Here is a 12579-nt window from a genome sequence, read left to right as displayed (position 1 = left end):
TTATCATTGGGTTTTCGTTGATAAAAAATGGGCTGTTTAACTGGGTTTCATATATCAATCATTGTGGCATTGGCTTGAGCTTACAGCCGTTGGTCGAAAAATAGGTCGGAGGATTACAGTCTTCTTTCTAAAGATAATAAAAGCAAGCGCTAAAATCCGGCACCGGATTGCTCCGTGCTGTAGAAAAAGCAAGCGGGCACATTTCTCCATATCGTTTTTAAAGCATATTTTCAGTAATCAAAATTTGTTAATACCGGAAACTCAGGCTTCATATGAACCCACAGGAAAAAATATTGCACTGTTATAACCAGGTGGCCGAAGACTATGCGGCGGAGCGCTGGGAAGAGCTCTCCAGAAAACATTTTGACCGCTTGTTGCTAAAGGAGTTTGCGTTTGCCAATAAAGAAAAGGGGCTGTGTGCCGACTTTGGCTGTGGGCCCGGGCAAACTACGCGGTTCCTGTATGATAATGGTATGAAAGACCTGGTGGGTACGGACTTATCGCCCGCTATGGTAGCTACAGCGCGCAGGCTTTCCCCACAGATAAAATTTGAGACCAGCGATCTGCTGAATACCGGTTACCCTTCCGCCTGCCTGGGTAGTGCGGTGGCATTCTATGCCATCGTACATTTCACGCATGAGCAGGTCGGCGCTTGTTTCAAAGAAATTTACCGGGTGCTGAAAACAGGTGGGGGCTTTTTATTTTCTTTTCACGCAGGAGACGAAGTTGTTCATTTTGATAAAGCGCATGATAAAGCAGTAGATGTTGACCTGTTCTTTTTTAAGACAGATATGATCATTACCTTACTCGAAGCGGCCGGATTTGGTATTGTTGATGCAGTAGAAAGGAGGCCCTATGAAGGGGTGGAATACCCTACGAGGAGGGCTTATATCTGGGCAGAGAAAAAATGAAGCCTTAAAGTGGATTAGCCTGTCGATGATATGAAAAAAAGGAAAAAGGAGGCGGGGCAGAAGGGGGCAGCGGTGGTACGATGTACCTTTAACCCTGCCCGGCACCGGAATACGTATCGATTTCCCGCTGTTAAGACGGGTGTCTGTGCTGCAACACCCCACTAAAAAGCCGTAAAATCACCATGCATGCTGCTTAGTATTTTTTCTGTTGCCCGGGCGCATATGGTTTGGCAGACTTTGACCCGGTCATTTTTTTTGCTTGCCCCGGAGGTACTTTTCCGCTGTTACCGGCTGTGTGTACCGTATAGCAGGAACTAAAAAGAATCACGACAACAGCCGTTAAAAGTAGATGTATTTTTTTCATAAAGTAATGTTTCCTCGCATATAATAGCCAGAACCATGCCATTGTTGAGGTTTACCATTTTGTTCTGCTGAAAATGATGATCTTATATATGTAATTTACCATCAGGCTTCAGGGTTATATTGACCTGAAGCCTGACGGGTATTGATAACGGTATCGCCGGAAGGCTGTTATCAGAAAGGGATTACCGTGACCATCCGTGCGGGCACGCTACCGTGCAGGTGGCAGAGGCACATGGGTCCACAGGCCCGGTAGGCGGGCCTGACGGGCCTGTAGTTCTGGAAGTAGTGACCGGAGGGGTAAGAGAGCCGGCATTACCACCAAGAATAAACTGTGCTCCGCTGTCGTTTAACTGAGCTACCTTGATCATCTTCAGACTTAACTTTTTTGCTGTCTTCTTCTTCATGTGATAGATATTATATACTGGATTAATGAAAAGACGTGGGTGAAATGTTGTCCCGGGGGAAGGATGGTATAAGCGGGCGATGTACGCCCGGCGAAAAAAAATCAGGCATTCGAGGGTTTGTATTTTGAGGGATGGTGTACTTAAAAGATGCTGCTTTTTTGCACACGGCGCAGATATGTAGCGATGGCCGTCCGTATCTGCGCTGCGTGCGGATACAAAGGTGCTAGGTTTAGAGCGGGGAGATGTAATAGAAATTAGCGGATTGTGTACAGATTTTAACTACTTGACACCAACTTATTTTGTAAAGAAAAAGAGAGTTGCCAGGGCAACTCTCTTTCTTAATTGAAAAGCAGCTCGTCTACAAAGAGCCAGGCACGGTTTCCTTTGCCCGGGTGCCATGGCGGCAGTGTGGCTTGTGTCATCATTATTTTCAGATAAGATACCTGTGTGAGCGGAAAGTCACAATCGATATCCAAGGTGGTAACGGGATCGTCTTTTTTATCCGCAGGAGGAGTGACCTTCTTTAGTAATTTAAGATGCCGTGGATCGTTGCCTCCCCATATTTCAACCTGGTGGGGCAGGAAGATATAGGCGCCGGTATTACGCAGCGCGCTGATGGTTACAGCTTTCAACGGTACTGGCTGAGGGAATTGTACAATCGCTTCCAATCCGTTTTTCGTATAGCCGAGCCATTTGCCGTTGTTATGGTCTGTTCCGCCTTTCTGGCCGTCGGTCAGGCTACGGCTGCCGTTGGCAATATACGACCCTTCCCCCGGGTTCCGCAGCAGGATACTATCCGGCGTATAGGTAGTTTTGCTGAAAGAGAGCTGTATAGGATCGCTGGCATACCATCCTTGTTTGCACGCGATGGCGCGTACCACGGTATTGCCGGTGATCAGCAGGCTATCTTTGAACACAGGCGAATGCAGGCTGTCGGGGGTGCTACCGTCGGTCGTGTAGCGGATCTCGGTCCCTCTCACGGGATGTTGCATTTTCAGTTGCAGGCTATGCTGGAAGACGGCAACCGGGTTGAGCACTATCGGCTGGTTCAGTTTCAGTTGTTCACCTTTATCGTTGGTGAAGCCTTTCACTACGGTCGCCTTAGGAAATACTTTTTGTGCCTGTTGCAGGTCCGCGGGAGACATACCGGTATTCCAGACATACAGTTCTTTCAGGGCCGGAGCGGCTTTCAGCGCTGTCAGCTGCTGCAGCGTAACGGGCGTGCCAGATAAGGAAAGACGTTGCAGATGAGGCAGTTTTCCCAGTGCGGCCAATGTTTGGCCGGTGATATTGGTGAAGCTCAGGTTGAGTACCCGCAGCTGTTTGAACTGCGCCACTACCTCCAGGTCTGCATCTTTCACCGGCATCTTCTGCAAATGCATCTCGATAAGCTGCTCTTTGACGGGCAACAGTTCACTGACGGATTTGATGTCGAACTTGTCTTTGTTATACCAGTTGGCCACCAGGGGAGCGGCGTGTAACGCTATCGGGTATACGACGCGGTAGTTATTGCTGAGCTGCTGTACCAGTTTGTCATCAGCTGCAGAAAAATTATACACCGGCGCTTCGGAGGCAGCAGGCTGCAGGCGTTGTGCTGCCAGCAGATACAGGCTATCGCGGGCCGGCAGCGTGGCTACGGCCGTTTTAAAGTCGGCGCCTCCTTTGATCCAGTAGTACAGCAACGCTACCTCATCCTCTGTCAGCTGTGGTTTGCCGGCGGGTGGCATATGTTTTTTATCATCTGCCGGAAGGTGCAGTCTTTCCATCAGCAGGCTGACAGCCGGATTGCCGGCAACGAACAATTTACCGCTCTTACCGCCAGCAAGCAGCTGTTGCGGCAGCTCCATGGACAGGCCGCCTTTTGCTTTACCGGCGTTGTGGCAGTTCATACACTTTTCTTCGAGGAGGGGCTTTACCAGGTGTTCATACACCAGCGCCTTGTCCAGCGGCACGGCGGTGTTGCGTGGCGTCACCGGCGCCAGCACGAAATTGTTGCCATGCGTAATGTCGGCGCCGTAATGGCCGGTAAGGAGCAATAACACCACGGTGACGAGCGCGCCTGCTTTCGGCAGCCAGGGCTTTGCGGCAGCGCGCAGCCAGTACAGCGCGGAAGCAGCCCATAAAACAGCCACGCCGCCCCATTTATGCCACAGCAGGCTGCCGTTGTCGGTATAACCTCCTTCCCGGGCAAGCAGCAGTCCCATAATAACAGTAACGGCCGTGGTAAGTGCCGCTGTCAGCAGGAGCAGTTCCGTGAAGCGGTTTTTCCAGCGGCTGGCTTCCGGCTCGCGCAGCTGTACAAACAGCAGCAGACTGCCCAGCAGGAGTAGTACGATCGGGAAATGCAGCACGAGGGGGTGCATACGCCCCAATACCTGTAGCCAGGCAGGCACTGTAAGATGGCTGCCGGCGATGAATAAAACCAGTATAAAAATGTTAGCGGCGAATAAAAACTGATTACCAGCGTTCTGCCATCGGATACGATTCCACTTCATTAGACCCTCCTGAGTTTATACGGGTACACTTTGCCCGCGGCCCACTGGGCCACATACACGTTTTCATCGTTGTCTACACATACATCATGCGGGTGAACGAAAATTTTCTCCGCCTGCTGCATGGGTTGCAGCTGTTGACCGTTATACACCGGCGCAGTGCCGCCGATATTGGAAACAACCTTGTTGTTTTTGTCGAGGATGGTCACAAAGCCGCTGCCGCTAAGATTCATATCGGGAGAGCGCAATACGGCCGCATAGAGATGATCGCCTTTGATCACCGGGCGGCATACGCAGGCGCCTGGCAGGGAAATCACTTCCAGCAGCTGACCATCCATGCTGAAACGTTTGAAACAGTTGCGGGTACGGTCGGTCACCAGCAGGGAAGGAGCGCCCTGACGACGGTCAACGCAGATACCGTGGGCGTTGTCCAGGTGTGCGTCGCCTTCGCCACGGCCGCCGAAAGTGTTTAACAGCTTACCCTGACGGTCGTAATGCATCACATACTGCGCACCATAACCGTCCGCGATATAGATATCGCCTTCGTCGGTAATGGTGGTTTCGGTAGGAACGAATTCTTCTTTCTTTTTGTAGTGGCCCGTTTCCGCCGGGTAGCTGATCGTCATTACGATCCTGCCGTCCATGGTGGTTTTATAGACCTCGTGTTTGTCTGTATCGGTGATGAACAGGTACTCGGTACCGTTTTCGTTGGCCAGCGTCAGCCCGTGAGCCCCGGGGAACGCATGTCCCCACGACTCCAGCAGTTTACCGGATTTATTGTAAACGAGGATGTTGTTCTTCGTTTCATTGGTGAGCAGGATAATGCGGCCTTTTTTATCCTGTACCATTTCATGGCAGTCCTTCACCGGGTGACGGCTGCTGTCGAGCGTACCCCAGCGCGTGTCGAGGGTATAACGCATATCGTGGTGGCCGTATACCGGTCCCTTGGGACGGGCAAACAGGTCATGGGAAATGTAAAAAGAGGCGGCTAGTAACGCAGACGATTGTACGAATTTTCTTCTTTCCATGTGTGATATTTTATCAGGCCATTAACCCGGGAATGACTTTTCCGGCCACGTCGGTAAGACGGTAGCGACGGCCCTGGTGTTTGAATGTTAGCTTTTCGTGGTCCAGCCCCATCAGGTGTAAAACGGTGGCGTGGAAATCATGAACGTGTACAGGATCTTTCACAATATTGTACCCGAACTCGTCAGTCTCGCCATATACGATACCGGGTTTTACACCGCCGCCGGCCATCCAGATGGAAAAGGCGCGTGGATGATGATCGCGGCCGTAATTGTCTGCGGTCATCTTACCCTGGCAATAGTTGGTCCTGCCAAATTCACCGCCCCATATCACGAGTGTTTCATCCAGCAGGCCGCGTTGTTTCAGGTCGGTGATGAGCGCGGCGGAAGCGCGGTCCACATCTTTGGCCTGCCCGGCCATTTCATTGGGCAGGTTGCCGTGCTGGTCCCATCCCTGGTGATAGAGCTGTACGAAGCGCACACCGCTTTCGGAAAGCTTGCGCGCCAGCAGGCAGTTGGCCGCGAAGGTGCCTGGAACAAGGCATTCAGGGCCGTATAGTTTGATGATGTCATCCGGTTCTTTCGAGAGGTCTGTCAGCTCCGGCACGGCCGTTTGCATACGGTAGGCCATTTCATACTGCTGGATCTTGGTGCTGATCTCCGGGTCGCCGAAGTCTTTATAGGACTGATCATTGAGTGCTGCCAGCTGGTCCAGCATCTGCCGGCGGTTGGCCATATCGATGCCTTCTGGATTGTTGAGGTAGAGCACGGGGCTGTCGCCGCTGCTGAACTGTACTCCCTGGTGGATGCTGTCGAGGAAACCGTTGGACCACAGTTTGGAATATACGCCCTGACCGTTGCCTTTACCACGGGAGAGCAACACACAGAAGGCAGGGAGGTTTTTATTTTCGCTGCCGAGGCCATAGCTCATCCAGGAGCCAAAGCTGGCACGGTTGCCCTGCTGTGCGCCCGTCTGGAAGAAAGTGAGCGCCGGGTCGTGGTTGATCGCCTCGGTGAACATGGAGCGCACGATGCAGATGTCATCCACGACTTGTGCGGTATGCGGGAAGAGGTCGCTCACCCAGGCCCTGGCCTGGCCATACTGCCGGAAATCATAATGAGAGCCTACCAGCGGAAACGACGATTGTCCGGCGGTCATGCCCGTGAGCCGCTGTCCCATTCGGATGGAGGGCGGCAGTTCCTGGCCCATCATCTCACGCAGTTTGGGTTTATAGTCGAAGCTCTCCAGTTGTGAGGGAGCGCCGTTCTGAAACAAATAGATGACTCTTTTAGCTTTAGGAGCAAAGTGCGGCATACCGGGGATGAAGGGCGCCTCACTGGCGTTGCTTTTTCCAAACAGGTCAGGTATCAGCAGGGAGCCGAGCGCTACGCTGCCGATGCCCAGGCTGATCCGGGAGAGGAACTTCCGGCGGTTCATATTCAGGTGACGCTCAAGGAATTCGTTTTTCATCTTGTTATTTTTTAAAGAGAAAAAATCTGTGGTGAGAAATGATCTTCGCGGTTTACGTTTTGGAAAGTGTTTCTTCCAGGTTGTAAATGGTGGTGATCACCTGCATCATAGCCGCCCAGGACGCCTGGTCCAGGTTGGTCGCCATGGGATATTCCCCGTGGTGTAACAGTTTGGAGGCATTGGCAGGTTGCTTTTTATAATAGGCTTGCTGTTGTTCGTAATATTTGAGCAGCGTGGCGGTTTCCTGCGCCTGCGGTGTGCGGCAAACGATCAGGCGGAAGGCCTGTTGTATGTTTTGTTCGGTGCCGGTGCTTTGTTGCAACAGGCGCGATGCCAGTACTCTGGATGCTTCCAGCACCGTGGGGTCGTTGAGCATGATGAGCGCTTGCAACGGGGTATTGGTGGCTGCGCGTTTTACTTCGCACTGGTCCCGGTTGCTGGCATCGAAGATCATCATTGATGGTGGTGGCACCGTTCTTTTGATGAAAGTATAGAGCCCGCGGCGGTAAAGGCTGGCGCCATGGTCCTGGCGGTAGGTGGACAGCTGTCCGCGGCCGGAGGTGGCCATTTCCCACAGTCCTTTAGGCTGGTACGGTTTTACGCTCGGACCGCCGATTTCGGGTACGAGCAGGCCGCTGCTTTGTAATACGAGGTCACGGACCGTTTCGGCAGGCAGCCGGAAACGCGGCCCCCTGGAAAGGTAAACGTTCTCCGGATCGGCTTTCAGTTTCTCCGGAGAGATCACGGCCGATTGCCGGTAGGTAGCCGACATGACCATCTGTTTCACCAGCCTTTTGATATTCCAGCCGTGCTGTACAAAGTCTGTCGCCAGCCAGTCCAGTAGCGCGGGATGGCTGGGAAGATCGCCCTGCATGCCAAAGTCGCCGGTGCTTTTGACGATGCCCCTGCCAAAAAATTCCTGCCATACCTGGTTCACGAAGACACGGGCGGTAAGCGGGTTTTTCGCATCAAACAACCAGTTGGCTAGACCCAGCCTGTTGGAAGGGTAGCTGTTGGTGCTGAATGGCAAGATAGACAGCGGCGTGCCTGGTGTAACTTCCGTGGTAGGATTGTCGTAGTTGCCGCGGCCCAGGATATAGGTCTTTCGGGTGCTGTCTCTTTCTCCCATTACGGATACGATCAGCCTGGCAGTGTCCTGTTTGTTGAGGAAGTGGAGTATACCGTTGAGATCTTCTTTGGTGATCTCCATGTAAGGTTTTTTCGCGTATGTCTCCGGGCCGCCGACGGTGGATTCCAGGCCTATCTCCTTGACATTATTGAAGAATGCGAACACCTCATAATATTCCCTCTGGGAGAAAGGATCGTATTTATGATCGTGGCAGTGGGCGCATTCGAGGGTGATGCCCAGCATACTTTTACCGAAGGTATTGGTACGGTCGGTCACGTATTCAATGCGGTATTCTTCATCTATGACGCCACCTTCTTCCGTGATCTTATGGTTACGGTTGAAGCCCGATGCCAGCAGCTGTTCACGGGTACCATCGGGGATCATATCGCCGGCGAGTTGCCAGGTCACAAAATCCTTATAAGAGAGATTTTTGTTAAAAGCGTGTATCACCCAGTCACGCCACGGCCACATGCTGCGGTAGTTATCGTCCTGGTATCCATGGGAATCCGCGTAACGTGCCACGTCCATCCAGTGGACCGCCATTTTCTCGCCATAGGCGCTGTCCTGCAGCAGTTCATCCACCATCAGCTCGTAGCCTTTGTCACTGCTGTCTTTGGCGAAACGTTCCATCCTGGCGAGGGTGGGAGGCAGTCCGGTGAGATCCAGGCAGAGGCGCTTCAGCAACCGTTCCCGGTCGGCCATAGGGTTTGGTGCGAGGCCTTTCCCGTTCATCTGTGACAGCGTAAAAAGGTCGATCTCGTTGCGTGCCCACTTGCGGTCCTCTACCTGTGGTAAGGCCGGTGACACTGGTGGTACAAACGCCCAGTGAGGTTTATACTTAGCGCCCTGTTTGATCCATTTCTCAATAAGTTTTACTTCAAAACTGCTCAATACCATATTACTGGACGGTGGTGGCATACGCATGGAGGTGTCGGCGGTGCTGATGCGCTGGTATAAAGCAGAGGCCATCGGATTGCCGGGTACCAGCGCGTGCGCGCCGGGATCGTCCCGCAGCGCTTTGTAGGCGCTGTCAGCAATGTCGAGGCGCAGGCCGGCTTCGCGTTTGTTGGCGTCGGGACCATGGCAGGCGAAACATTTGTCAGACAGGATAGGCCGTACGTGGAAGTTGTAGTCCACGATGTCCGGCATCTTTTCTTGCGACTGGTCCTGCGTGTCCTGGTGGTTACAGGCAGTAAGAATAGTGAGAACGCAGGCTGCTGCTTTTACATAACGTTGGAACATAATCTGATTATTCGTGTACAATTGTTCACTTACAATGTTGGATGGCATGCAGGTCCCTTTGCATAGGAAACGTACGCCCGGGTAGCGGGAATATCTATGCTATTTTGATTCTGATTGATGCTTTTTTTGCCTTTCTTAGCTATCCAACAATTCGTTCATATGTATGAACATAAACAAATATAGTATTTCTATTTACAAATCAATAGGAAGAAATAATTTTATTGACGAACGGCAGGCGCGATAAGATAAATAAATGATGGAAAGGGTTGGCGGCTGCGGCTAATAGCAGCTGCTGCAGCGGGATTACATGTGCGCAACGTTTTTTGTTTTATGGAGAGTTCAGGAAGTAATGGCATGCAAAAATGTTTTGACCATAGCTGTAAAACGTTCGGGTTGGTCTATATGAACACTATGGCCTGCCAGGGGAATTTGTTCTGCCTGCAATCCGGAATTTAGTTGCTGCAAAGCAGCCGCAACTTCCCATGTTACGACCCCTTTATCACCAAATATCAACAGCGATGGGACGGTTGTTTCGCGTATCAATTGCTGATAATCGGGGTTCGGTGGTGTGAGCACTTCAAAGGCCGCCATGTTTGTTTGCAGCCGGGCCCGGGCAAATAGTTCAATCGTCTCCGCTGAGCGGTGGGGGTGCCGGGTCCGTGCTGCATCCATCAGTTCGTCCAGTGACATATTCAGCGCCTTGCGATGTTGCTCCGCGACGTCGCTGTTGTGGACTTCCCGTTGTATTTCAGGGCTCAGGAATGTCGGGTCGGCCAGGACCAGGCCCCGTAAGAGATTGGGCGTGCGACTGGCCACCACGGCTGCGGTCATGCCGCCCATCGAATGTCCTATAAGCACGGGAGCGGGAAGCGCTAAAGCGGTGATCAGACCTGCAACATCATTGGCGTGGTCATCGTAACGGTACCCATGGTCCGGGGCGGCTGACTGACCATGCCCTCTGAGGTCCGGCATGATGATATCATAGTCCTTCTCCAGTTCGCGCGCTAAAGCGGACCAGCACAGTCCGTTGGTCATCAATCCATGTAACAGTATTACCGGAGGTTTATCTCCTCCTGTTCTGGTGTAATGCAGTAGAATGTTGTTGACGGTACATGTTCCGTTATGCCAGGGTGCCATAGGTAATTTTATGTATGAAGTTAATGTGGAGGGAAGCTATAACCCATGCTCCCTGCTGTCCAACAACGGGAGGCGCTATTTTCGTTGCGGCGCTATCTGTGATGTGGTGGTTGGGCCTTCCACCACCAGTTGCCCGTCTTTTAAAATCTTCATCCGGTCAATAAATACCACGCGTTCGTCGCCGGTGGCCAGGGTACGGGCATGGTATACGCAAAACATCTCTTTCCCATCCGGGGACCAGGTGATGCTGTTATGCCCGGTACCGGTCACCACGCCGCCCTTATCGTTGTTCTTCTGTAATACGGGGTTGTTAGCCGCTTTGAGGAAGGGGCCCAGCGGACTTTTGGAAGTGGCATATCCCACGGCATAGTTCTTACCACCGAAGTAGTTGGCGGAGTACATCATGTAGTAGGTGTCGCCCTTTTGGAAAATGGCCGAACCTTCCGTCCAGCGGCGGTTGACTTCTTTGGAGGTAACGGAGCGGCTTTCCCATTCCGTCTGCCGGTCGCCCATCTTTACCGGTGGACGCAACAGTAACACGGGTTCCCCGATAACACCGCTGAAATCCGGTTTGAGTTCCACGCCATATACCCAGCTTTCCTCTACGCTCTCGAACCAACCTTTTTTCCGCGCCCAGTCCGCCACTTCACTTTCTACCGGGTGTTTGTAACAGCAGCGGGAATAGTAGAGATAGATTTTACCGCTTTTGTCAAATAATACATTGGCATCTATGATGGGATAACCGGGGTCGAAGATGGGTTTGCCGGACAGGTCGGTGAATGGGCCGACGGGGGTATCGGCAACGGCCACACCTATACGAAAATTCTCCAGGTCCTTGCCGGGATTGTTTTTCCATTGTGCGCTGTAGAACAGGTAGTATTTGCCCTGGTGGGCGTATACTTCCGGGGCCCAGTAGGCGCCATTCCAGGCGGCGGTGGAGTCGCTCCAGCCGTTCCTGTTACCGGCGTAGTACACCTGTCCTTCTTCTTTCCAGTGGACCAGGTCGGGTGATGAATAGGCAGCAAAGCCGTTTTTGGCGCCGCCACCCGTCCCGTACATGTAGTATTGGCCACCCTCTGCCTGCAGCACATAAGGGTCGCCGAATTTTATGGGCAGCGGGTTTTTATAGGTGTGAGTTTGTGCTGTTCCGGTGCCGTACACAAGGAACGTGGCAACAAGGTATCCGATGGCGATTTTTAGCGTGTTGTTCATAAATGGATATGTCAGGCAGACAAATATAATCGCCGGAAGTTATAAATGAAAGCGATTTTCTGAGGTGACAGGGGAGCAGCAGCCCCGTCGGAAAAAAAATGCTGATTACTCTGCGAAAAACTTTAATTTGCCGCTCCCAACGGAAATGGATAAACTAAGCCGTTTCGGCAGGTTGGGGAGTAACCCAAATACGGACCATTTGAAATACCTATATTAAACCTGAATCGTTCACCAATGGAACAACCCAAATATTTTACCAGAGAAGGTAACGTGTACAAAATGAAGCCCCAGTTAGGGTTCAATATTGTTGTAATAGGACTGGCGCTGGCCTTCGTCGTTCTTGGTATCTACATAAAATCACCCGGCGTGATATGGATATTTGCCGCCTGCGGCGTGATCTTTGTCCTGAGCGCTTTTACCAAATCGCTGGTCATCGACATGGATAAAAAAGAGATCAGCGGAAGAATGGCGCTGATAAAACCTGTTTTTACCATACCAATAGCGGCTATACAACATTTTGAACTGTATTCCGTGCGGCAGAATTTTATTACCACCAATACCACCCTGAATATGTACTACCTGAAAGACGGTAAGGAGAAATCTGTATCCCTGGTGCAAGGGTTTACCGCCAGGGGGATACAGGGGGTTTTAAACGATATCGAAGAAATAATTTCAACAGATGAGTCTAAGGGATAAGCTACACGTGGAGATAATTCCCGGCAGGGTGTCATTGCAGCCCAACCGCAGACTGTTGTCCAGCCTGGCCTGGTACGCAGGGATCACTGCCGCCATCGCCATTTTCCTGGCTGTTTTTTACGTCCGGATAGGGGAGCCCGGCAGGATCGTATGTTTTGCCCTGATGATTTATTTCGTTGGCCATAGCCTGGTCGATTATGTGTTTCGGTTCAATGTGCGTTATGAATTTGACAGGGAGACCAATGCGGTGTACAAAGAAAATCCGCCTTTCGGAAAGAAGCGGCTCATGGCGCTGAATGAAATGGTGGTCTTCACCAAATCCGGGTCGGGAGAGTGGCACTACGCTATGGGAAAGAAAAAGCAGCAGTTCGTCAAAAACTATAAGATCAGCCCCGCTTTTGGCGGCGGAAAAGCGCAGGAACAGCGCGCAACGGAGTTTGAAGAAACCATTCTGAATCCTATCCTGGCGCTGGTACCGGCCCCTTTGTAAATAGCCG

General features: G+C 51.9%; 10 protein-coding genes. 3 read left to right on the top strand and 7 right to left on the bottom strand.

Going from position 1 to position 12579, the window contains the following annotated elements; genetic code table 11:
• The first annotated feature begins 272 nt into the window (after positions 1–272).
• Positions 273–911 carry a class I SAM-dependent methyltransferase gene (locus tag B5D63_RS30855; RefSeq protein ID WP_078672727.1) on the top strand — a complete coding sequence of 213 codons (639 nt, stop codon included), beginning with the start codon at positions 273–275 and terminating at the stop codon, positions 909–911.
• Between the two features lie 545 nt (positions 912–1456).
• On the opposite strand, the gene B5D63_RS34840 is transcribed toward B5D63_RS30855, so the two are convergent.
• The 7 genes from B5D63_RS34840 to B5D63_RS30820 all read right to left on the bottom strand — a co-directional run bounded on the left by B5D63_RS34840 (position 1457) and on the right by B5D63_RS30820 (position 11386).
• Positions 1457–1678 (bottom strand): hypothetical protein, encoded by a 222-nt coding sequence (locus tag B5D63_RS34840; RefSeq protein ID WP_143313209.1) that lies wholly within the window; start codon positions 1676–1678, stop codon positions 1457–1459.
• A 338-nt stretch (positions 1679–2016) separates the two neighbouring features.
• Positions 2017–4173, bottom strand: coding sequence for a c-type cytochrome domain-containing protein (locus B5D63_RS30845; protein WP_078672725.1), 2157 nt, complete (start codon positions 4171–4173; stop codon positions 2017–2019).
• The gene (locus B5D63_RS30840; protein WP_078672724.1) at positions 4173–5198 is read right to left on the bottom strand and encodes an NHL repeat-containing protein; all 1026 of its coding nucleotides are present in this window, start codon (positions 5196–5198) and stop codon (positions 4173–4175) included. Before B5D63_RS30840 ends, B5D63_RS30845 begins: the two co-directional genes overlap by 1 nt.
• A gap of 13 nt (positions 5199–5211) precedes the next feature.
• Positions 5212–6666 carry a DUF1501 domain-containing protein gene (locus B5D63_RS30835; protein ID WP_078672723.1) on the bottom strand — a complete coding sequence of 485 codons (1455 nt, stop codon included), beginning with the start codon at positions 6664–6666 and terminating at the stop codon, positions 5212–5214.
• A gap of 52 nt (positions 6667–6718) precedes the next feature.
• Complete coding sequence (locus tag B5D63_RS30830; RefSeq protein ID WP_078672722.1) at positions 6719–9037, bottom strand: PSD1 and planctomycete cytochrome C domain-containing protein; 2319 nt, start codon at positions 9035–9037, stop codon at positions 6719–6721.
• 339 nt (positions 9038–9376) lie between these two features.
• The gene (locus B5D63_RS30825; protein ID WP_078672721.1) at positions 9377–10174 is read right to left on the bottom strand and encodes an alpha/beta fold hydrolase; all 798 of its coding nucleotides are present in this window, start codon (positions 10172–10174) and stop codon (positions 9377–9379) included.
• 75 nt (positions 10175–10249) lie between these two features.
• Positions 10250–11386: a glycoside hydrolase family 43 protein gene (locus B5D63_RS30820; RefSeq protein WP_078672720.1), complete on the bottom strand. Its 1137-nt coding sequence runs from the start codon at positions 11384–11386 to the stop codon at positions 10250–10252.
• A 234-nt stretch (positions 11387–11620) separates the two neighbouring features.
• On the opposite strand from B5D63_RS30820, the gene B5D63_RS30815 reads away from it, so the two are divergent.
• Together B5D63_RS30815 and B5D63_RS30810 are read left to right on the top strand one after the other, a co-directional pair.
• Positions 11621–12082, top strand: coding sequence for a hypothetical protein (locus B5D63_RS30815; RefSeq protein WP_078672719.1), 462 nt, complete (start codon positions 11621–11623; stop codon positions 12080–12082).
• Positions 12066–12572: a hypothetical protein gene (locus tag B5D63_RS30810; RefSeq protein WP_078672718.1), complete on the top strand. Its 507-nt coding sequence runs from the start codon at positions 12066–12068 to the stop codon at positions 12570–12572. Before B5D63_RS30815 ends, B5D63_RS30810 begins: the two co-directional genes overlap by 17 nt.
• Positions 12573–12579 lie beyond the last annotated feature (7 nt).

The sequence above is a fragment of the Chitinophaga eiseniae genome (assembly GCF_900167135.1).
GTDB lineage: Bacteria > Bacteroidota > Bacteroidia > Chitinophagales > Chitinophagaceae > Chitinophaga > Chitinophaga eiseniae.
The sequence above is the reverse complement of the archived record's forward strand: the minus strand, read 5'-3'. Positions and strand labels throughout refer to the sequence as shown.

Bases quoted from the DNA above. Each gene is read 5' to 3' on its own strand.
- B5D63_RS30825 (WP_078672721.1), bottom strand. From the start codon at position 10,174: ATGGCACCCTGGCATAACGGAACATGTACCGTCAACAACATTCTACTG.
- B5D63_RS30855 (WP_078672727.1), top strand. From the start codon at position 273: ATGAACCCACAGGAAAAAATATTGCACTGTTATAACCAGGTGGCCGAA.
- B5D63_RS30845 (WP_078672725.1), bottom strand. From the start codon at position 4,173: ATGAAGTGGAATCGTATCCGATGGCAGAACGCTGGTAATCAGTTTTTA.
- B5D63_RS30840 (WP_078672724.1), bottom strand. From the start codon at position 5,198: ATGGAAAGAAGAAAATTCGTACAATCGTCTGCGTTACTAGCCGCCTCT.
- B5D63_RS30820 (WP_078672720.1), bottom strand. From the start codon at position 11,386: ATGAACAACACGCTAAAAATCGCCATCGGATACCTTGTTGCCACGTTC.
- B5D63_RS30830 (WP_078672722.1), bottom strand. From the start codon at position 9,037: ATGTTCCAACGTTATGTAAAAGCAGCAGCCTGCGTTCTCACTATTCTT.
- B5D63_RS30810 (WP_078672718.1), top strand. From the start codon at position 12,066: ATGAGTCTAAGGGATAAGCTACACGTGGAGATAATTCCCGGCAGGGTG.
- B5D63_RS34840 (WP_143313209.1), bottom strand. From the start codon at position 1,678: ATGAAGAAGAAGACAGCAAAAAAGTTAAGTCTGAAGATGATCAAGGTA.
- B5D63_RS30815 (WP_078672719.1), top strand. From the start codon at position 11,621: ATGGAACAACCCAAATATTTTACCAGAGAAGGTAACGTGTACAAAATG.
- B5D63_RS30835 (WP_078672723.1), bottom strand. From the start codon at position 6,666: ATGAAAAACGAATTCCTTGAGCGTCACCTGAATATGAACCGCCGGAAG.